This window comes from Acinetobacter sp. ANC 3929 (assembly GCF_000369405.1).
Taxonomy (GTDB): Bacteria; Pseudomonadota; Gammaproteobacteria; order Pseudomonadales; family Moraxellaceae; genus Acinetobacter.
This window is the reverse complement of the sequence record NZ_KB849999.1, coordinates 151855-174065: the sequence shown is the minus strand read 5'-3', so window position 1 is coordinate 174065 and position 22211 is coordinate 151855. Positions and strand designations below refer to the sequence as shown.

Sequence of the window (22211 nt, the reverse complement as noted above, 5' to 3'; positions counted from 1 at the left end):
CGACTAGCATAACGAGCTTTTATTCATCAACAAAATGCTTTTTTTGCATATTTAATAACGGTTTTATTGATAAGCCTATCTAATTGCCACAAAAAGAAAAAGCCCAGATCTATCTGGACTTTTAATCTCCCCTAACCCCTCTTTATAAAAGAGGGGAACTCCTCCCTTTCTAAAAGGGAGGTTGGGAGGGATTTAAGGCAATGCATAAGCCACGAGATAATCACCCATTTTGGTACCGAATGAACCATGTCCACCCGCCATAATCACCACATATTGTTTGCCATTGGCTTCATAAGTCATTGGTGTTGCTTGTCCACCCGCAGGTAAACGTGCTTCCCATAACTTGTCACCATTTGAAACATTAAATGCGCGAATATAGTTATCTTGTGTTGCACCAACAAACATCACATTACCCGCAGTCGAAATAGAACCACCTAGACCAGGTACACCAATTTTCACTGGTGGTAATTGGAACAATTGTGGCAAGCTGTCACGAATAGTACCAATACGTTTTTTCCAAACCACTTCATGTGTTTTTAAGTCTACACCGGCAACAAAACCCCAACCCGGTTGCTTACATGGCAAACCGAATGGTGACAGGAACGGACTGATATTAACACCATACGGCGTACCATACATGGGTTGCATGCCCTGCTCAGTACCCGCACCACGTGCTACAGGTTGGCGGTTTGGATCTGCTGGAATTAAACGGCTCACAAATGGCAAGCCAATCGGGTTCATGACTGCGACCTGACGATCCGCATTTACCGACATACCTCCCCACTCAAATACACCGAGGTTACCAGGGAAAACTAAAGTTCCGTTTTCTGAAGGTGGTGTATAAATACCATCATAGTTCAGACGTTTAAATTTCACACGACACATTAACTGATCAAACATTGTGGCACCCCACATGTCTTTATCCGTTAATTTATCTTTCGGTGCTAAATTAAGATCAGAGAATGGTTGAGTTTTTGAATAGAACTCACCTTTAGTTTGTGGTCCCCATTTCACCGTTTGTGGAACTGGTTTTTCATTGATTGGAACAATCGCCTGACCATTACGACGGTCTAAAACAAAAGCATTCCCCGTTTTAGTCAACACATAAATAGCAGGAACCGTTTGGCCTGATTTATCTTGAATATCCGCCAATGAAGGTTGTGATGGTACATCCATATCCCACAAATCATGATGTGTGGTTTGGAAATGCCATACCAATTTACCCGTGGTCGCATTAATCGCTAGCATTGAATTGGCATAACGCTCTTTCAACTCGGTACGATCACCCCCCCAGATATCTGGTGTACCCACACCCGTTGGGACATAAACGATATCAAGTTTAGGATCATAGGCAAGTGGTGCCCATGCATTTGGTGAGTTATGAACAAACTGCGTGTCTTGGCCAGGCATTGCATTTGGATCAGCTGCGCCTGTATCAAACACCCACAGTAACTTACCAGTATTCACATCATAACCACGAATCACGCCTGATGGCTCTTTATTCGAATGGTTATCGGTCACTGAACCCGCAATCACCACAGTAGTACCTGAGACCACACCTGGAGATGTTGGGTTATAGCCACCCGGATACGCATACGGCATGAACTCTTGCAAGTTCACTTCACCATTTTGACCAAAGTCAGAACATGCTTTACCTGTATCTGCATTCACGGCAACTAAACGACCATCATTCACAGGAACAAAGACTTTACGTGGACACTCGGTAGAGGTCGACTTTTTCGCCTGTAAGCTGGTTGCAAATTCAGTCGTATTTGCAGCATCGTAGTACATCACACCACGACAGGTTAAATGCTGGAAGGTTTTATCGGTTTTGAGTTTTGGATCAAAACGCCATTTTTCCTTACCAGTTGCAGGGTCAATCGAAATTAAATGTTGATGTGGCGTACACATAAACATGTTATTGCCAATCTTGATTGGCGTGACTTGGTTGGTGGTTTCACCCGAATCATTTTCAGTTCGGAAATCACCAGTACGTAATGTCCAAGCCACTTTAAGATCTTTGACATTCTTATCGTTGATCTGTGTCAATGGAGAGTAACGTTCACCCCCCTGACTACGACCATATGCAGGCCAATCTTCAGGGGCAATGCCATCCACTGCTTTGGCTTGTGCTGGCTGTGGCGTTTGAATCACACCATTGATTTCTTGTGGATCATTAAAGATCGAGTACACCATCACCACAATCGCAATAGCTAAAGTCGATGACAATGCCACTTTACTTGAAGTGAGGTTATCAATCCCACGCGTCACCGCTGGAATGAGTAACCACAAACCTAAGATACCAAGGATATCAAGACGTGGTGCCAGTGCCCAGAAGTCAGTCCCAACTTCCCAAACACCCCAAACCACACTACCTAACATCAATGCCGCATAAACCCATAATGGACCTGAGGCACGTTTATAGAGTTGCACTGCTACAATGAGTAACAGCATGCCTGCAATTACATAATAAAAAGACCCGCCAATTGCTGCGAGCCAGATACCGCCAACGAGCAAGAACAATGCAATGAGGGCGATAATAACCACCGTCAAGGTTCTAAGCCCAGATTTTGAAGCAGATTGATTCATAAGATCACCTTGCATCTTTTATATTTTGGATCCACTAAAAAGATGACTTATCTATTTAATGGCCGAGTTCAAATCACAGCAACTTTGCAGATGCAGCCCATGTGATGAACTTAATCTGCAAAATTGCTCGAGTATCGAAATTAGAAAATCGTTTGGAACTTAATACCGCCAACCCAGGTCTTATCGCCATCTTTCAATGCACCCACATGATGGACATATTGAATATTTGGACGAATCGTCAACCAATTGGTTGCGTGGATGCCGTAATACAACTCTGTGTTGTATTCTTCATCCAAAAGACTATTGTTTTTGTCATTGGCATGAATACGCGCCACGCCTAATGCAAGTTCATCTTGCGGACGTTGATCAAGTAAGCCTTTATAGACTAAACCGACATTTTGCATATCTTTAACAGCATTGGTTTTTGAATCATGCACTGTGACATTCACAAAACCAGTCAAACCACGATCTGACTGACCATCATGACGAGTCAATTGTTGTTTCGCAGTAAACCAACCACCCTGTTTATGTCCAGTCTTGGCAGGATTCTCGATTTCTGCGGCATCCGCTGTGCTGTAGTAATAACCAAAGCGATATTCACCTGGCAGAGCAAGTGCACCCAGTTTAGGATTCCAGACCACTTCTGCTGGAATAATCGCACCACGAGAACCATCTGTACTTAGGTTAAAACCTTTGCCGCGCTGTAAGTTCGCAGGGTTATATTCATATGCCCCAATTTGTGCATAAAGATCTGGCTGTAGGTTATATTTGACACGCAATGCCCATTGGCTCACAGGCCAGTTGTACCATTGGTCACCAACCCAGTTACCCACCTGAGAACCGCATAGGGATAAGTTCTGGAAATCACAGTTAAAGCTGTTGAAGTCTTCGCCTTCACCAAAACGACCCACTTTAATATCTAAAGCTTGATCTAAAAATTTCTTTTTGATCCACAGGTCAGTTAAGCGCCACGTTTGACCACGGCCCCAAACTTCTTGTACAGAACTTTGATGACCTTGTAAGCCATCTGCGGTTTGTGACAAAGACTGCCCATCACGATAAGTCACCGTGATCTGCGCTTCCGTATCTTGCCAACCTAAAATTTTATTTAGATCGAAGTTAGTACCTAAAGCCAATTGCCCAGTAAATTCACTGCCATGGCTTGAGTATTGTTTAGAATCTAAAACCCCTGCAAATTCACCTGTGTAATCAGCAGAAAATTTGTAACCCTGTTCTTGCAACGCTGTGCGTTGACCGTTCCAATCACCAAACAGCCATTGACCATTTGGGTCAAATGCGGAAGATGCTGCTTGAGTATGTTGTGTGAAAAGACTCAATGATAGAACGGATAAACAAGAAACAATCAAAGATTTAGAGATTGTCATGTTTACGTAACCTTTTATGTTATTGTGTATAAAAGGTTACTCTCATTTTTAAATTACAACTTATTCAAAATGTTAACAATCTGTACAATATTTTAACAATCAGTGATTAGTCGCACATATTTTCTACCATTTGCCCTCACCTAAGCCCTGACCAATAAATTCATACTTCATTTGCGAACGGGAAAATTTGATTGGACAGGCCAACTGAGGTTCAGTTTGTGATGCATTTTCCGATACAGGTACATCAACCACCCAACCACGTTGCTTTGCCATCGGTGAAACTAATGCTTCATCCAGACTGAGTACAGGTTCAACACAAATATCCAAGCTTTGGAATAAATGTTGCCATGCTGCAAAGTCTTGAGTTTTGAACTTTTCTTGCAAGGCCTGTTTTACTATTTCGCGATCTTCAGGATCAAATGAGGTTCCTTTTGCAAGCAACACAGGTAGTTCTAAAGCCGTAGCCAGACCTGCCATGAATTGAGGCTCCAAACTGCCCACTGAAAAATAGCGACCATCTTTAGTTTGATAATAATCATAGAAGCTTGCCCCATTCAGCATGCCAGCTTCAGGTGCTTGTGGCGTTTGCCCAGCCAGACTAGCTGAAGCGGCCATACTATTTAAACTCGCCACACAGTCCGTCATCGAAATATCAAGATATTGACCTAGACCGCTGCGTTGGCGTTCAACCACAGCTGCAAGAATACCAATCACCGCATGTAAAGAACCGCCCGCCACATCGGCAATCTGAATCCCTAAAGGTGGTGGCCCACTGTCTTGACGACCGCTATGTCCAGAAATGCCTGCAAGTGCAAGATAGTTAATATCGTGCCCTGCCCGATCTTTATAAGCTCCTGTCTGCCCATACCCTGTAATGGAGCAATAGATTAAACGTGGGTTAATCTCAGCCAACGTTTCATAATCCAAACCCAAACGGCGCATGACATCGGGACGAAACTGCTCTAATACAATATCGAATTCAGAAATTTTATTTTTGATGAGCTCAATATTCGCTGCATCTTTAAGGTCGAGTGCAATCGACTGCTTATTCCGATTCAGATAACTATGCGCAGTGGCCTGACCATTGGCATAGGGTGGCATAATCCGTACAAGGTCTGGACGTGTCGGTGATTCAACATGGATAACTTCTGCACCCATGTCTGCAAGATACATACTGGCAAATGGTCCTGGTAATAAAGTCGAAAAATCTAGGACTTTCAATCCCTTTAATGCAGATGGCATAATAATTTTTACTCAATTTGTTCAAATTTTCTTTTATACTAGGTGTGGATAAACACAAAAACAATGTCATGTTCAGCCATTTACCTTGATAGTTTCGGCAATTTAACATGTATACAGGGCGCAATTATTTTTCTTGTCAATTGCCCAATTTGATATTTTAGACGGTTATTTAGGTCAATTATCGTGAATAGTAAAGAAACTGAAGGATTCAATATGAGCCGTGATACGATCAGCATCCACTTCGTGAATGCGGCTTTAACAGGTGTTAAACGCCTAGGCATGGACGTTGAAACATTACTTTCACATGTCGGCATAGAAGCAGAGTTACTGCGCCAACCGAAGGCTCGAATCTCCCCAGAGCAGTACACCCGTTTTGTAAAAATGTTATGGATGGTCACCCAAGACGAACACGTCGGTTTCGATGTACAGCCACGTCGTTTGGGTACATTTGCGATCATGTCTCAATTGATTATCCATTCCAAAACACTCGGACAGGCACTCGAACTTTCTTCTCAATTCTACAAACTGTTTGGAGATGAATGGTCGGTTAGCTTAGAACGTGACAAGCATGAAGCCCGTTTAGTGCCACATATTCCCAAAGCTTTAGATCCAGACCATTTCATTACTGAAAGCATGCTGATGATCTGGCATGGTTTGGCTTCATGGTTAATTGAACGTCGTCTACCTTTGGAGCGTGTTCATTTTGGTTATGAACGTCCAAATCACGCCGATGAATATGATGCATTGTTCTTTGCACCTGTCATGCAGTTTGATGCACCACGTACCGAAATCACCTTTGCTGCTGATTATCTTGATCTTCCAATCCGTCAAGACGAAAAGACTTTAGAAGAATTCTTAAAAGCAGCACCTGCACAACTCTTGGTGAAATTCAAAAACACCAACTCATTGACTTCGCGTATTCGTGATGTATTAAAGAGCCAGATTGGCGAAGAAATGCCAACACTCAACGATGTCGCGGCAATGTTGTATTTATCGCCACAAACTTTGCGTCGTCGTTTGGCTGCGGAAGGTAAAAGCTATCAAGGTGTGAAAGATGCGTTACGTCGTGATGCAGCAATTCACTTATTACTCACACCAAACTTGACGCTTGAAGATGTAGCGCAACAAGTGGGTTTTAGTGAAACCAGTACTTTCCACCGTGCCTTTAAGAAATGGACAGGTGTTACCCCTGGTCTATATCGCCAATTACACGGTCATCACAACTAATCATGGCATGCAGTGTTCAATTTTATAAGTTGAACACTGCTTTTTAAATATGGTAATAATCAAGCATAATTCAGCAATCAGCTTGAACGACCATGATTATTAAAAAAGGCGACTTCTCCCATCCTCAAGTGCAAAATTTGATTCATATTCATTTGCATGGCCTGCATCAAAACACACCTATTGAGCATAGTTTTGCGTTAGACCTCTCCCATCTCCAAGATGATTCTATAAGCTTTTATACTCTTTGGAATAATGACCAACTTCTTGGTTGTGGCGCGATTCAAGAGCTGACACCTCAACATGCTGAGCTCAAATCAATGCGGACTCATCCCGACCATTTGCGCCAAGGTGTCGCAAAGCAATTGCTGGTGCATCTATTGAAAGTTGCTCAACAACGTCAATATCAACGCGTCAGTTTAGAAACAGGAAAAGATACTCACTTTGATGCCGCGATTGGCCTTTATAAGCAATTTGGTTTTGTTCAAGGTGAGCCGTTTGCGGAATATACTGAATCGCCCTATAACCAATTTTTTCACTTATCGTTATCGAATAATTCAGCATGAAACTAGATAAACGATTACTTAAATAGCCAGTGTTCAATTCCTCTTGGATAAACAGGATATTGGTTTCTCGACATTATTCATAAATACTCAACATTTCTTATCTTCCTATTTAAAGAATGAGACATCTGTCACTTATCTCTCGCTGCTTGGATGAGTTTCACTGCATTGGCCCCTGTCAACTGCCAAGTAAGACAACGCACACTCCCCCCCATTGGACAAACGGATTCAGCATTTACAGGAATCACTTTCTTGCGGGTGTTTTGCTTGATGATCGTGAGTGCTTTTTGATCATGCGGCATATTAAAAGTCGGGACATAAATATTGTTATGCGTGACTGTAGCATTCAGATTAACACCACATGCCGATTCAAAGCCTTCCCACTCACCTTTTGGATTGGTTTTATATTCAACAGGAACTTCGACAATTTTCGCAGTTGGAAATGAAGCTTTCAACTCATCCATTACAGTTGTTCTAAATGCAGGTGTTTTGGAATAGTCATTGACCAACAATGTATTTTGATCTACCCAACTGACCATACCATCTGAATGTGCCAGCACCTCTTCATCAGGCTCTAGAATGGCAACCTCTTTCGCACTCAAAGTCGCTTTTAACTCTTGTTTAGCTTCATTGTAGCTAAGCTCATTATCTTCCATAAAACGGGTGGTCGTAATCACACGTCCTGCATAATCATCCACCAGATTGCCACCATCCAGCATCAAATCGGTCTTAGCTCTTTGAATCTGATAATGATCTGCAAAACGGTTAAAGCTTTTTTGTACGTCTTTACTCTGCTTCTGCGTCATTGAAGCCCAAGTATAAGTAAATTGCACCGGCTGCATTGGGTTGACCGTAGTGAAGTCACGCATCCAGATATCACGCACATCATCCACCAATAAAATATCTTCTGGAACTTTGCCCGCGAAATAAGGCTTGGTGTCTTTATCCACTAAAATTACCACGTTATCATTGCCCAAAATCGACTTTGCATAGTCAATCTGAAAATTGATAATCCGGTGAAACGCAGATTTGTAATATGGATCATGCACAGAAGGTGCAGATAACACCAATAACATTTTGTCGTCCGCAACTTGATTTGAATACGTTTGACTCACCTTATTTTTATCCTCAGCTACATTTTTATTGTCCACATTCCGTCCAGATGAATCACATCCAAAAAGTGACAAGATCAATGCCATCGCGGCATAGTGACGCTTTAATTTTATCATGTACTTTTGCCCATCTTTTCTGTCAATCATTTCTAAGCCCTAGTCTAATCGAAGACAGAACAAGCCACACAGAAAAACACCCAAAGTAGGTATTTGCTTGCTCAATATATAAATCAATCAAATTGGCGAAAAACATCAAACTTGCCAATGTTTATCATCATTGCGCTGACACTTAAATTGAGTACACTCGATAAACAACAATTTTAAGGTGATACAAGGAAAACCTATGAGCGAGGCCTACATTATTGATGCCATTCGCACGCCACGCGGAAAAGGAAAAAAAGATGGCTCACTGCATGAAGTCAAACCAATTACTTTACTCACATCATTATTAAATGAATTACAACAACGCCACCAACTCGATACTTCAAAAGTGGATGATATCGTTTTGGGTTGCGTCACGCCGATTGCTGACCAAGGTGGTGATATTGCCAAAACCGCAGCGATTGCAGCAGGTTGGAATGATGATGTTGCAGGCGTTCAAATCAACCGTTTCTGTGCATCTGGTTTAGAAGCAGTCAACTTGGCGGCACAAAAAGTCCGTTCAGGTTGGGAAGATGTCGTTGTCGCAGGTGGCGTTGAATCAATGTCACGTATTGCAATGGGTTCTGATGGTGGTCCGTGGGCACTTGATCCTGAAACCAACTTAAAATCGTCTTTTGTGCCACAAGGTGTTGGTGCAGACTTGATTGCAACCTTAGATGGCTATAGTCGTGAAGATGTCGATGCTTTTGCAGTCGGTTCACAACAAAAAGCGGCGGCGGCTCAAGCAAACGGTTATTTCGACAAATCAGTCGTGCCTGTTAAAGATCATTCAGGGGTGCTGATTTTAGAAAAAGATGAATTTATTAAAGGTAATACCACTGTTGAAGGCTTGGCAAAACTGAATGCTAGCTTCGAAATGATGGGACAAATGGGCTTCGATGCCGTTGCATTACAAAAATATCCAGAAGCGCAAAAAATTAACCATGTGCATCATGCAGGTAATTCATCAGGTATCGTTGATGGAGCTGCTGTGGTGTTACTGGCTTCTGAAAAAGCAGTCAAAGAGCAAGGCTTAAAACCACGTGCCAAAGTACTGGCAACTGCTTTGGTGGGTACTGACCCAACAATCATGCTCACAGGCCCTGCCCCCGCTGCTCGTAAAGCCTTGGCTAAAGCAGGCCTGACGATTGATGATATTGACCTGTTTGAAGTCAATGAAGCCTTTGCCGCAGTCGTGATGCGTTTTATCAATGAGCTCAAAGTTCCTGCCGAGAAAGTCAATGTCAATGGTGGTGCAATTGCCATGGGTCATCCATTGGGTGCTACGGGTGCCATGATTTTAGGAACTTTACTTGATGAGTTAGAGCGTCAAGGAAAAAAACGTGGCTTAGCCACATTATGTGTGGGTGGTGGAATGGGGATCGCCACCATTATTGAGTTGGTGTAAGGAGAACAACATGAGCGCTATTAAATACGAAAAAAACGCTGACAATATTGTAATTCTTACCCTTGATTCGTCGGGTCAATCTGCCAACACCATGAATGCAGAATTCCGTACTTCTCTACAAGAAGTTAGTCAAAAGCTCAAAGCTGAAACGGATCTGAAAGGCATTATTTTCCGTTCTGCCAAGAAAACTTTCTTTGCAGGCGGTGACTTGGATGAGTTGATTCAAGTTCAACCAGAACATGCCACTGAGTTTTTCAAAATGATTGAAGAGCTCAAAGGTGATTTACGTGCTATTGAAACACTAGGTGTTCCCGTGGTTGCCGCATTAAACGGCACCGCACTCGGTGGCGGTTGGGAAATCGCTTTAGGCTGTCATTATCGTATTGCCATTAACGATCCAAAAACCAAATTTGGTTTACCAGAGGTGACTTTAGGTTTGTTGCCAGGTGGTGGTGGTATCGTCCGTATGGTTCGCCTACTTGGTTTACAAAATGCGTTCCCGTTCTTGATGGAAGGCAAGCAGTTTGGTGTCGATAAAGCAAAATCACTGGGTTTGGTACATGACACTGCTGAGAACGAACAAGCGCTTTTAGACAAAGCAATTGCTTGGGTCAAAGCCAATCCGAAATCGCAACAACCATTCGATGTCAAAGGTTACAAGATTCCAGGTGGTGATCCGAAAACTCCTGCTGTTGCGCAAGTGCTGGCGATTGCGCCAGCCATGCTGCGCGACAAGACCAAAGGTTGCTACCCTGCGCCAGAGGCAATTATGGCTGCCGCTGTTGAAGGTGCACAAGTTGATGTCGATACCGCTTTGCGTATCGAATCGCGTTACTTCACCCAGCTTACTGTGGGCCAAATTTCCAAGAATATGATCGGTACCTTCTGGCATGGTCTGAATGCAATCAAATCAGGTGCGAGTCGTCCTGCGGATGTTGCAAAATGGCAAGCCAGCAAAGTGGGTGTATTAGGTGCAGGCATGATGGGTGCTGGTATCGCCTACTCAACCGCGATCAAAGGCATCCCTGTGGTACTTAAAGATGTATCCGTTGAAAATGCAGAGAAAGGTAAAGCCTATTCGCAAAAGCTTCTCGATAAACGAGTTTCACAAGGTCGTATGACGGCTGAAAAACGTGATCAAGTGTTATCACTGATTACAGCAACAGCCGATGCCGCAGATCTACAAGGCTGTGATTTGATTATTGAAGCAGTATTTGAGAATCAGGAACTGAAAGCCAAAGTGACACAAGAAGCTGAACAATATTTAGCTGAAGGTGGAATTTTTGCATCAAATACCTCAACCCTACCAATCACTGGTTTGGCAACAGCAAGTAAAGATGCTAAGAAATTCATTGGACTACACTTCTTTAGCCCAGTGGACAAAATGCAATTGGTTGAAATTATCAAAGGCAAAGAAACTTCTGCTGATACATTGGCTAAAGCCTATGATTTTGTTCAGCAAATTGCCAAGACACCAATCGTGGTCAATGACAGTCGAGGCTTCTTTACCAGCCGTGTGTTCGGAACCTTTATTCAGGAAGGTATGCGTTTACTTGCAGAAGGCGTTCACCCTGCCAAAATTGAAATGGCAGCATTGAAAGCAGGTATGCCAGTTGGACCACTCGCAATTCAGGATGAAGTCTCTTTAACCTTGACGGAGCATGTGGCTGGCGAAACCCGTAAAGCCCTGCAAGCTGAAGGTAAAGATTTGCCAAAAACCCCTGTGGATGACGTCGTTCACACCATGATTCACGAGCTGAACCGTAAAGGTAAAGCGGCAGGTGCGGGTTTCTATGACTATCCTGAAAATGGCAAAAAGCATTTATGGGATGGGCTTAGCCGTTGGCAGAAAGACAACAGCATTTCTGAACAGGATATGATTGACCGCTTCCTATTTGTGCAAGCACTGGATACTTTACGCTGCTATGAAGAAGGTGTTTTAGAGTCTGTGATTGATGCCAATGTCGGTTCGATTTTTGGAATTGGTTTTGCACCTTGGACCGGTGGAGCGATTCAATTCCTAAATCAAAATGGGATTGAAAAATCATTGCAACGTGCACAACAGTTAGCGGCTCAATATGGCGAACGTTTCACTCCACCACAATTATTGAAAGAAAAAGCTGATAAGAAAGAAATTATTCAATAATTACTTTCTTTAACGCCTCACATAGAAGCCCGTATGGAACTCCTTGTCTGTACGGGCTTTTTTGTTTTCTCGACAAAATCACAGCAAAACATCTGAGTAATACATCACAATTTATGCTATAAGTTGCAGAATTCTGCTTTATTTTTTGCATCATTGGGAAATCTATTATGTCTGAAAAACTCTGTCCAGAAACTTCACCTTGGGGTTGGAAAGCATTAATTATCACCACTATTCTTAGTTTGCTGTTTATGGTGATTTTCTATTTGGCGATTAACAATGAACCAGACTATATGCCGATGAACCAAAAGAAAGCAGCAACCCCTGCTGAAATGTCACAATCTTCAATGAGCTCAGAAACAAACGCTCCAGAAGCTCATCAGCACAATCACTAAAGTGTTATTGTCAAACATGATAAATCCTGTTTAACATGGATTTATCATGTTATTCGAGATATTCAATGCTTCAACAAAATCGTCAGGCACTGGTCGTTGAAGGCGGTGGAATGCGGGGTGCGTTCACCTGTGGTGTGTTAGATGCATTTTTACAACAACAATTTAATCCCTTTGACCTTTGTGTTGGTGTCTCTTCTGGCTCTACCAATGTTGCAAGTTATCTGGCAGCGCAACAAGGTCGTATTCTCCAAATTTATTTAGATCACTCTCTCCGCTCTGAATTCATCCATTATGGCCGCTTTTTTAAAGGTGGTGACTTACTGGATTTAAAATGGATGTGGGACGCTGTAGAACAGGAAAATCCACTTAATCAAGAGCATTTATTTGCCAATCATCCTGAATTTTACATGGTGCTTACGCATGCGCTCTCAGGCGAAGCAGCCTATATCAAAGCATCTAGAGATAACATTCTTGATGGTTTAAGAGCATCTAGCTCCATTCCAGTACTTACTCGCCAAGCGGTTGATGTCTTTGGTGAACCCTATTTTGATGGCGGTGTAGCAGATGCTTTACCCATCCATTGGGCTGCACAACAACATGATGTTTCCAAGTTAATGGTGCTTAGAACACGTCCTAAAAATTATTATAAAGCCACCAGCAAAGGTGATCAGTTCCTTGCAAAATACCTATTTAAGCAACAACGGGGCTTTGCACAAAGTTTATTGACTCGAACACAACGCTACAATGATTCTGTCGCATTTGTGCGATCGGCATCAGAACAAAAAATTTTGGAGGTCTGTCCACCTGATTTAAAAAACATGGCAGGCCGACTTTCAAAGAACAAAGCGAAAATCCGCTATAGCTATGATGTCGGGATAGAAACAGGATTTAAGGCGATTGAAGACTGGAACAAGCTCTAGTTCCAGTTAAACCATTAAAATAATAAGTGATGGGTAGGTTTCTTCTTGGCTGTGTTCACAATGTCGAAACGAAGTGGAGCGTACCCTCAACTCAAAACATGCTTGAGCTTAAAATAATGAAGAATTCAGTATCCCCTCTTGGCAAGTTCTGCCAAAAAGGCGCAAAATCTCGTTTTATATTTTGTTATTTTTGGAATTTATAATGAGTAGCCAACCATCCCCACAAAAAGATTCAAATGAAGAAACAGTATTGGGATGGAAATTTGTGATTATTGTCGGGGTGCTCAGCACCATCTTTTTAAGCTTTTTTTATTTGGCTATGAGCCAAGAGCCTGACTATATGCCAGGCGCACAGCGTAAGGCACAACAACAAAAAGAACTGTCTCAACAGGACACAAATTCAGCAACATCGGAAGTGGTTACTGAACAGCATCCATAAACAACCTCATGGGTTTAAATTTCCACCCTGATTGGCATCTGCATTTCTATATGGGGGATGCCACATTCATCGTACTCATCGCCTTGCACCACAAAACCAAGCTGCTGATAAAATGACATCGCATGGACTTGTGAAGACAAATACAGGAAAGGTCGAGACTGTTGTCGTGCGTAGTCAATAATGTCTAACATCATCATTTGACCAATGCCTTGCCCACGATAGGTTTTCAGCACAGCAACACGCCCAACACTATTATTTTGCAATAAGCGTGCTGTCGCAATCGGCTGATCTTGTTCGAAGATGACAAAATGCAGAGAAATCGCATCTTGCTCATCCCATTCATCCGCTTCTGGAATACCCTGCTCAGCAATAAAACCTTTTCTCGAATCAATTTTGCAGGTTGCTGTAATTGATCCCAACTTCCTCGTTCAACTCGAAGCATATGTTCCTCGGACATCATTAACACTTACAGCCTATATTTTCGATCGGCATTTGATCTTGTAATAATAATTCCAGACTCTGCTTTTCAATACCATACATGGCTTTCAAAGCTTGAATTTGCTGCATAATCTTTGCATCAGGCTGCTGCATCTGTTTACGTTTAGTCGCCAAAATCATTTTATTTTTGCTGGTATGTTCCAAAGATACAAACTCGAATACTTTGGTTTCATAGCCATAGGCTTTCAGCAACAAAGCACGCAAGGTATCAGTCAACATTTCTGCCTGCTGCCCTGCGTGAATGCCAAACTGAAGCATCGGCTGTAAAACTTCAGGACTTTGTAATTGTGGACGTAGTTCTTTATGGCAGCATGGTGCGCACATAATCATCGACGCATTTAAGCGGATACCTGTATGAATGGCAAAATCAGTGGCAATATCACACGCATGCAACGCAATCATCACATCCAGTTTTTCTGGCTGATAACTACGTACGTCACCTTCAAAAAAGTCGAGATGGCTGAAACTGGCCTGATCAGCAACATTCTGGCAAAACTCAACCAAGTTTGAACGTAACTCAACACCCGTAATTAAAGGCGTTTTATGCTGGGCTTGTAAATAATCATATAGAGCAAAAGTGAGATAGCCTTTACCCGAACCAAAATCCACAATATTCAATTCTTGCTGTGAAGCATCAATCTGCTCATAAGCATGCGAAAAGATTTCAATAAATTTATTAATCTGTTTCCACTTACGCGCCATGCTTGGAATGATTTGCCCTTTTTCATCAGTAATCCCCAGATACTTTAAAAATGGACTCTGCTGCTGTACATAACGCTGCTTTTCACGATCATGCTGTTGTTGTTCTGATTTGGTGGTAGATACCTGTTTTTTCTGGCTATTTAGCATCGCCTTCTTTTTATTTTTCTTGAGCTGAATGTCTTGGTCCAAGCTAAATAGATTGGCCTGTTTACACTGGCTCAATAACTCAGCAATTTTTTCCAGACCTTCATCAATCGTATAGTTTTTGGTCACATCTTGCGTGGCATGATGATATAAACCAGACAACATGGCTTGTCCTTGCAGTTCAATCACACGAAATGTTATCTTTTCTAATTGTGCCATTTCACCTTTATACTGACTCAGAATAAGGCGATCAAAGCTTTTATTTTCAATAGATTGCTGGATATCCAAGAAAAACTGCTGTTCTTGTTCAAAAGAAAATTTCGGCGCAAACATAATGAAAACCTAACAAATAGAAACTAAATTTTAAAGCGTCTTACTTTAAAAGGGAAATTGCATTACGATACAGTTGTATTTTTATTCAATCTGAACGCTTGATGAACACAAAAACATTGCTAGACTATGACCCGAAAGAAGAGCTGATTAATGCCTATAGTCATGGTATTGGTGCTGCACTGGCTTTAATTGCCTCGATCTTCATGATTATTAAAGGTCAGTATTTGCCGTTGGGGCAATGGATCAGTTTATGGGTCTATGGTTTTAGTCTAGTCCTCTTGCTTGCGAGTTCTATGCTGTATCACTTTGCTGTGGATGAACGTAAGCGCTATTGGTATAAAAAATTGGATCATACTGCGATCTATTATCTCATCGCAGGTACCTATACCCCATTTTTGAGTATCGCGATTCCAACGGCCAAAGCACATTATTTACTGATTGCATTATGGGCAATCGCCTTGATCGGCACACTATTCAAATTGGTGTTTATTCACCGTTTCCAAAAAATTTCTTTAGCAGCTTATTTGGCCATGGGATGGTTAGCTGTTTTAGTCATGGATGATATGCAGCGTTACCTTTCCAAAGATGCTGTGCAGTTGCTGATTGCAGGCGGCTTGGCCTATACCATCGGCACATTGTTTTATGCCTTAAAAAAGGTAAGATATACCCACGCAATTTGGCATGTTTTTGTGCTATTAGGGGCAGGATTACACTTTTTGGCAATCTACTGTTATGTATTATAAATCTATATATAACATTAAGTTTTCAGGGTGAGACTGCACATTCAAAAGGAATTTTTCAAGACAGTCTTTAGGGTCTTTTGACGTTTCATCCATACATTGCGTTATTGGCTAAAACGACATAAACAAGGCATGAAACGCAGGCAATGGTGCTCCCCTTGTCAAGTTTCATAACGTAGTTTAGGGAAGTTTTAGCTATAACCCTGCGGGACAGGGCTGTTTTTTGCCGTTACTGCGTTATGTCGTGCTTACTTAGCGTCACTAAGTTTCGCAAAACATTCCTTGTATCGTCTAAAAAACGTCCTCTGTCGCAAGTATCGGTGAAATGTCAACAGCCCCTATACTTTCTTGAATGAATAACATGAAGGTCTTGTATGTCGTCAAGCACTACGACTGCCACCACTGAAGTGGCCAGCAATTCAAAAGTACGAGTATTATTTGCCAGCCTTGTCGGCACTACCATTGAGTTTTTCGACTTTTATATTTATGCCACAGCAGCTGTGCTGATTTTTCCACATTTATTTTTCCCTGAAAGTAGTGACGGCGCAGCAGTACTCAAATCACTTGCAACCTTTGCAATTGCTTTTATTGCCCGCCCGATTGGCGCAGCAATTTTTGGACATCTCGGTGATCGCATCGGACGTAAAGCCACACTAGTTGCAGCCTTGCTCACGATGGGTATTTCTACAGTTTGTATTGGCCTATTACCAACCTATGCACAAATTGGTCTGGCAGCCCCATTGCTGCTTGCCCTATGCCGTTTAGGACAAGGTTTGGGCTTAGGTGGTGAATGGAGTGGTGCAGTCTTACTGGCGACTGAGAACGCACCAGAAGGGAAACGTGCTTGGTATGGCATGTTCCCGCAACTCGGTGCACCAATCGGTTTTATTCTTGCGACTGGCTCATTCCTGTTACTGAATGCCTTTATGTCTGAACAAGCATTTATGACTTGGGGATGGCGTATTCCATTTATTGCAAGTGCAGTCTTGGTGCTGGTCGGTTTATATATCCGTTTAAAGCTGCATGAAACACCCGCCTTCCAAAAGGTGTTAAATAAACAGAAAGAAGTGAATGTCCCTTTTAAAGAAGTGATGACTAAACATTTTCCAATGTTGGTGCTCGGGACCGTTGCAGCGATCTGTACCTTTGTGGTGTTTTATCTCACCACCGTATTTGCCTTGAACTGGGGCACCACGAAACTTGGCTATGCACGTGGTGACTTCTTGGTGTTACAACTGTTTGCCACCCTCTGTTTTGCCGCCTTTATTCCCTTGTCTGCAATATTTGCCGAGAAGTTTGGTCGTAAAAATACCTCGATCGCGGTTTGTATTCTTTCAGCACTGTTCGGATTGTGTTTTGCACCGCTATTAGGTTCTGGTAGTCCTATTTTGGTGTTCTTGTTCTTGTGTATCGGCCTCTCCATTATGGGTTTAACCTATGGACCAATTGGTACCGTCCTGTCTGAAATTTTCCCAACCTCAGTTCGCTATACGGGTTCAGCGCTGACTTTTAACTTGGCTGGTATCTTTGGTGCCTCTTTTGCACCTTATATTGCGACTAAACTCGCAGAAAGTTATGGTCTGGGTGCAGTCGGTCTATATCTTAGCTTGGCTTCAATCCTGTCTTTAATCGCCTTCTTACTGATGCGTGAAACCAAAAATGATGATGTGAATAACCAAATCTAATCGTCATTCTTTCAGATGATCTGTGCAAAACACCGACTCAGATCATCTGAAATACCATTTAATTCCATAGTTTTTATCTTATAAAGTTGCTTTTATAACAGCATTCTTCCAAATATTTTTTGTGCTAAAATAACCGCCTTCATTTTTCTTTAGACGATTGTGTTATGTACGCAGTGATTATCGTTGCCGTATTTTTAATCAGCTTTTTATATACCTATTTCCGAGGTAAAGAACGATTAAAAGCATCTCGACAATTATTTGACCATTCGACATTTTTAGCACCCGTGAACATGTTCATGACGGGGTTTTCTAAATTGCCGAACCAGCCCTTCTTCGATGTGGCACAGTTTCCAGAACTGAAACCATTGCAAGACAATTGGCAAGTGATTCGAGAAGAAGCAATTCAACTGCAAAACCAAATTAAAGCGTCTGAAAAAAATAATGATGCAGGTTTTAACACCTTCTTTAAACGTGGATGGAAACGTTTTTATCTAAAATGGTATCAAGACAGCCATCCTTCAGCACAGCAACTCTGCCCAAAAACAGTGGCTCTGCTGGAAAGCATTCCTTCAGTCAAAGCAGCAATGTTTACTGAACTCCCTTCTGGCAGTTACTTAGGCAAACATCGTGATCCTTATGCAGGTTCAGTGCGTTATCACTTGGGTTTGGTCACACCAAATAGCGATGAGTGCTTTATTGAGGTTGATCAAGAGCGTTATAGCTGGCGAGATGGCGAAGCTACCGTGTTTGATGAAACCTTTGTGCATTGGGCTGAAAACAAGACCGATGAAACCCGTATTATCTTATTCTGTGATATTGAACGCCCGATGAAATGGGGTTGGGCACAAAAGTTAAATTATTGGTTTGGTCGTAATGTGATGTCTGCAGCCAGCTCACCCAATGATGATCAAGACAAAACTGGTTTTATTAACCGTATTTTCAAATATGGTTATGCAGTGCATCATTATGGCCGTGGCTTAAAAGAGCGTAATCGCCCACTCTACTATGTGTCTAAGTGGTTGCTATTTGCTATTTTGATTGGCCTAATTTTATTACCAAGTTTTTTATAAAAATATTCTTCCATAAAAAAGAGATGCAATTGCATCTCTTTTTTATTTTAAACAAATCGTAATTAATTTACTTTTGCTGTTTGCGCAGCTGCAGCATTGGCTGCTTGAACAGCTGTTTCACCAATTAAAGCAATCTTAGCTTTCTCTTGGCTTTGTGCAGATAATGCAGGGTTTGATGCCACAATACGATTGATATTGGCAGAATTTGCAGGTGCAATTGCAGCCGTTTGCAATACGATTGGGCGATTACCTGTATCGCCTAGCGTATAGCGAATGCCAGTACGTGGGCTAATCACTGTAGTCACTTCACGTTTAATTTGTGCTTCTGCTGTATTTGTACCTTTTGCTGCCAACACTTTATCCACAGTCGTGGTTTGTGGGGCATCATTTGCAAATGCAAAACCAGATACCGCCGCACTTGCCAAAATTAAAAGTTGTAATGGTTTTTTCATTGTCTTCCCGCTTTTAATGCGAACTCAATCAAGATCTATAAGTCCAATAATGAAACTACAAAGCGTGCTTGGACTCAAGTAAATTCTCGTAAAAAAAGCAGAGACCAATGCTCTGCTTTTTTATTTCAGCTTAATCTACGTCGAAACTTAGATTTTACCGTGACATTGCTTGTACTTTAAACCAGAGCCACATGGACATGGCGCATTACGACTTTCTGGTACTGGGAAAGTATGGTCAACAATTTCTTCAGAAACAGTGACTTCACCCGTTAAGCCATCTACATCATCATGCTCGAAAGACAAACGCATCGATTCAGCTTGACGTTGCTGCTGTACTTCTAACTCAGCTAACTCTTCCGCAGTCGGTACATGCACACGAGATAAATCAGTCACAACATCCGACTTAATGACACCCAACATATTTACAAATAAGTTGAATGCTTCTTTTTTGTATTCTTGCTCAGGATTTTTCTGTGCGTAGCCACGTAAGTGAATCCCTTGGCGTAGATAATCCATCGCAGCCAAATGATCTTTCCAATGACGATCAAGTGAATTCAACATGAAGTGACGCTCAAGCATTGCTGCTGACTCATCCCCCATTTGTTCACGACGTTGACGATAACGCGCAATCACTTCATCAGAAATACGTGCCACTAGACCTTCTTCGTCTAAACGACGATCTTGGTCTAACCATTGTTGTACTGGTAATTCAATGCCTAAATCTGCATGCAAGGCATTTTCCAAACCTTCAATATCCCATTGATCATGGATTGACTCTGGTGGAATAAAGTTAGCAATTAAACCCTTAATCACTTCATGATGCATTTCTTCGATATAGTCTTGTAGTGAGCTCTCAGCCAAGACATCATCACGTTGCGAGTAAATGATCTTACGTTGCTCGTTGTTGACATCATCATACTTCAATAAGTTCTTACGAATATCAAAGTTACGCGCTTCAACTTTACGTTGTGCATTCTCGATTGAACGACTGACCATTTTATGTTCAATGGCTTCACTTTCTTGCAAGCCCATTGCACGCATCATGGCAACCACACGATCACCCGCGAAGATACGCATCAAATCATCTTCAAGTGATAAATAGAAACGCGATACACCAGGATCACCTTGACGACCTGCACGACCACGCAACTGGTTATCAATACGACGAGATTCATGGCGCTCAGAACCAATGATATGTAAACCACCCGAACTTAAAACGTCTTCGTGATCTTTTTCCCATTGCGCCTGTAAACGTGCTTCATCTTCAGGGGTTGGGTTTTCAATTTTGGCAAGTTTAGCTTTCCAGTTGCCACCCAGCAAAATATCCGTACCACGACCTGCCATGTTGGTTGCAATGGTCACGGCATTTGGACTACCCGCCTGTGCAATAATATCCGCTTCACGCTCATGCTGCTTCGCATTCAAGACTTCGTGATGGATACCTGCTTGTAACAACTTAGAAGAAAGGATTTCACTTGCTTCAATGGTTGCTGTACCAATCAAGATCGGTGCAACACCTTGCTGACGAATATTGGTAATTTCTTCAATAATCGCAGTGTATTTACCATTACGGTTTAAATAAATTAAGTCGTTATGATCGACACGTACCATTGGACGGTGTGTCGGAATAATCACGACATCTAAACCATAGATTTCTTTCATTTCCGAAGCTTCGGTATCGGCAGTACCAGTCATACCTGAAAGCTTTTTATACAGACGGAAATAATTCTGGAAAGTTGTGGTTGCAAGCGTTTGGTTTTCAGGTTGAATTTCCATGTTTTCTTTGGCTTCAACCGCTTGGTGCAAACCTTCTGACCAACGACGACCAGGCATGGTACGCCCCGTGCTCTCATCCACAATAATGACTTCTTCTTTTTGAGTCTGTGGATTCACACCAATGATGTAGTGCACGTTCTTTTGATAGAGATAATGCGCACGAATCGCAGCAGTTACATGGTGAACCAAATTCAAATTGGTTGCTGAATACAGGCTTTCACCTTCAGCCAACAGCCCCATTTCAATGAGTTTCTGCTCAACCGTTTCATAACCCACTTCAGTCATTTCAACTGAACGTTGTTTCTCGTCCACCCAGAAATGTCCGCCATCAGCCACTTTCTCTTCTTTTTGAGGGCGCAACGTTGGAGGAATACTGTTAATCAGTTGATAAAGCTGCGATGAATCTTCACTTTGACCAGAAATGATCAATGGTGTACGCGCTTCATCAATTAAAATTGAGTCAACTTCATCAATAATGGCATAGCTTAAACCACGTTGTTTTTTCTCTTGTAGAGAAAACACCATGTTGTCGCGTAGATAATCGAAACCAAATTCGTTGTTGGTACCATAGGTGATATCAGCGATATACGCCTGTGCTTTTTCATCAGGCATCTGCATGGAGTAAATCACACCAATACTGAGACCTAAGAATTCGAATAACGGGCGGTTCAACTCAGCATCACGTTGTGCCAAGTAATCATTCACGGTAATCACATGAACACCGTTACCACTTAATGCATTGAGATAACAAGCCAAAGTACCCATCAGGGTTTTACCTTCACCTGTACGCATTTCAGCAATTTTACCTTCGTGTAAGGTAATACCACCGATGAGCTGCACGTCATAGTGACGCATGCCCATGACACGTTTTGCTGCTTCACGGCAAACCGCAAAAGCTTCTGGTAATAATTTATCTAAACTTTCGCCATTATTAAAACGTTGTTTGAATTCTGGAGTTTTTGCAGAGAGGTCTGCATCGTTAAGAGCAGATATCGTCGGTTCAAGCGCATTGATTTGTTCAACAATTTTACGCATGCGTTTGAGCTCACGCTCATTTTTTGTACCGAAGATACCTCCGATCAGACTTGCCAACATGAATAAACTCTCTAATCCTGTTTGTTATAAGGTTTGTCAATTTCAACAAACCCTAGGTCGGTTAATTTTTTCTTAGCTGTTATTATGGAGTCAGAAATAAGAACTACAAGTGCTTTGCATCCAAACAGGTAAAAAAATCTGCGAGGCGATTCTGA

At 42.0% G+C, this 22211-nt stretch carries 17 protein-coding genes and 1 pseudogene; 10 read left to right on the top strand and 8 right to left on the bottom strand.

The features are described from left to right. Positions 1-192: 192 nt before the first annotated feature. The 3 genes from F909_RS11835 to F909_RS11845 form a co-directional block, all read right to left on the bottom strand. Positions 193-2589 carry a glucose/quinate/shikimate family membrane-bound PQQ-dependent dehydrogenase gene (locus F909_RS11835; protein ID WP_005150011.1) on the bottom strand — a complete coding sequence of 799 codons (2397 nt, stop codon included), beginning with the start codon at positions 2587-2589 and terminating at the stop codon, positions 193-195. 140 nt (positions 2590-2729) lie between these two features. Beyond that, the gene (locus tag F909_RS11840) at positions 2730-3953 is read right to left on the bottom strand and encodes a carbohydrate porin (protein ID WP_171067294.1); all 1224 of its coding nucleotides are present in this window, start codon (positions 3951-3953) and stop codon (positions 2730-2732) included. A 144-nt stretch (positions 3954-4097) separates the two neighbouring features. Further along, positions 4098-5216, bottom strand: coding sequence for a CaiB/BaiF CoA transferase family protein (locus F909_RS11845; protein WP_005150009.1), 1119 nt, complete (start codon positions 5214-5216; stop codon positions 4098-4100). A 213-nt stretch (positions 5217-5429) separates the two neighbouring features. Between F909_RS11845 and F909_RS11850 the strand changes: the two genes are divergently transcribed. Next, positions 5430-6443 (top strand): AraC family transcriptional regulator, encoded by a 1014-nt coding sequence (locus F909_RS11850; RefSeq protein WP_005150007.1) that lies wholly within the window; start codon positions 5430-5432, stop codon positions 6441-6443. 92 nt (positions 6444-6535) lie between these two features. Continuing rightward, complete coding sequence (locus F909_RS11855) at positions 6536-7006, top strand: GNAT family N-acetyltransferase (protein ID WP_005150006.1); 471 nt, start codon at positions 6536-6538, stop codon at positions 7004-7006. 128 nt (positions 7007-7134) lie between these two features. Here F909_RS11855 and F909_RS11860 read toward each other — a convergent pair whose 3' ends face one another. Next, on the bottom strand, positions 7135-8232 hold the full coding sequence (locus F909_RS11860; RefSeq protein ID WP_032877933.1) for an agmatine deiminase family protein: 1098 nt from the start codon (positions 8230-8232) through the stop codon (positions 7135-7137). Between the two features lie 226 nt (positions 8233-8458). On the opposite strand from F909_RS11860, the gene F909_RS11865 reads away from it, so the two are divergent. The 5 genes from F909_RS11865 (at position 8459) to F909_RS11885 (ending at position 13561) form a co-directional block, all read left to right on the top strand. Beyond that, a complete protein-coding gene (locus F909_RS11865; protein ID WP_005150002.1) occupies positions 8459-9664 on the top strand; it encodes an acetyl-CoA C-acetyltransferase in 1206 nt (401 codons plus the stop codon). A 10-nt stretch (positions 9665-9674) separates the two neighbouring features. Further along, the gene (locus F909_RS11870; RefSeq protein WP_005150000.1) at positions 9675-11810 is read left to right on the top strand and encodes a 3-hydroxyacyl-CoA dehydrogenase NAD-binding domain-containing protein; all 2136 of its coding nucleotides are present in this window, start codon (positions 9675-9677) and stop codon (positions 11808-11810) included. Between the two features lie 167 nt (positions 11811-11977). Beyond that, positions 11978-12202, top strand: a complete 225-nt coding sequence (locus tag F909_RS11875; RefSeq protein ID WP_005149997.1) for a hypothetical protein — start codon at positions 11978-11980, stop codon at positions 12200-12202. A gap of 65 nt (positions 12203-12267) precedes the next feature. Further along, the gene (locus F909_RS11880; protein WP_005149995.1) at positions 12268-13122 is read left to right on the top strand and encodes a patatin-like phospholipase family protein; all 855 of its coding nucleotides are present in this window, start codon (positions 12268-12270) and stop codon (positions 13120-13122) included. A 202-nt stretch (positions 13123-13324) separates the two neighbouring features. Further along, the gene (locus tag F909_RS11885; RefSeq protein ID WP_005149991.1) at positions 13325-13561 is read left to right on the top strand and encodes a hypothetical protein; all 237 of its coding nucleotides are present in this window, start codon (positions 13325-13327) and stop codon (positions 13559-13561) included. Between the two features lie 14 nt (positions 13562-13575). On the opposite strand, the pseudogene F909_RS11890 reads toward F909_RS11885, so the two are convergent. Both F909_RS11890 and F909_RS11895 read right to left on the bottom strand, forming a co-directional pair. Then, positions 13576-14003, bottom strand: a pseudogene (locus F909_RS11890) (GNAT family N-acetyltransferase). 17 nt (positions 14004-14020) lie between these two features. Then, positions 14021-15238 (bottom strand): class I SAM-dependent methyltransferase, encoded by a 1218-nt coding sequence (locus F909_RS11895; protein ID WP_005149985.1) that lies wholly within the window; start codon positions 15236-15238, stop codon positions 14021-14023. Positions 15239-15339: 101 nt separating this feature from the next. On the opposite strand from F909_RS11895, the gene trhA reads away from it, so the two are divergent. From trhA to lpxO, 3 genes are all read left to right on the top strand, one after another. Then, positions 15340-15981, top strand: a complete 642-nt coding sequence (gene trhA / locus F909_RS11900; RefSeq protein ID WP_005149983.1) for a PAQR family membrane homeostasis protein TrhA — start codon at positions 15340-15342, stop codon at positions 15979-15981. 371 nt (positions 15982-16352) lie between these two features. Further along, positions 16353-17663, top strand: a complete 1311-nt coding sequence (locus F909_RS11905) for an MFS transporter (RefSeq protein WP_005149981.1) — start codon at positions 16353-16355, stop codon at positions 17661-17663. Between the two features lie 164 nt (positions 17664-17827). Further along, the gene (gene lpxO, locus F909_RS11910; protein WP_005149980.1) at positions 17828-18733 is read left to right on the top strand and encodes a lipid A hydroxylase LpxO; all 906 of its coding nucleotides are present in this window, start codon (positions 17828-17830) and stop codon (positions 18731-18733) included. Between the two features lie 62 nt (positions 18734-18795). Here the strand turns inward: lpxO and F909_RS11915 are convergent, their stop codons facing one another. Together F909_RS11915 and secA are read right to left on the bottom strand one after the other, a co-directional pair. After that, positions 18796-19185 carry a thioredoxin domain-containing protein gene (locus tag F909_RS11915; RefSeq protein WP_005149979.1) on the bottom strand — a complete coding sequence of 130 codons (390 nt, stop codon included), beginning with the start codon at positions 19183-19185 and terminating at the stop codon, positions 18796-18798. Between the two features lie 147 nt (positions 19186-19332). Beyond that, positions 19333-22056: a preprotein translocase subunit SecA gene (secA, locus tag F909_RS11920; RefSeq protein ID WP_005149978.1), complete on the bottom strand. Its 2724-nt coding sequence runs from the start codon at positions 22054-22056 to the stop codon at positions 19333-19335. Positions 22057-22211: the final 155 nt, after the last annotated feature.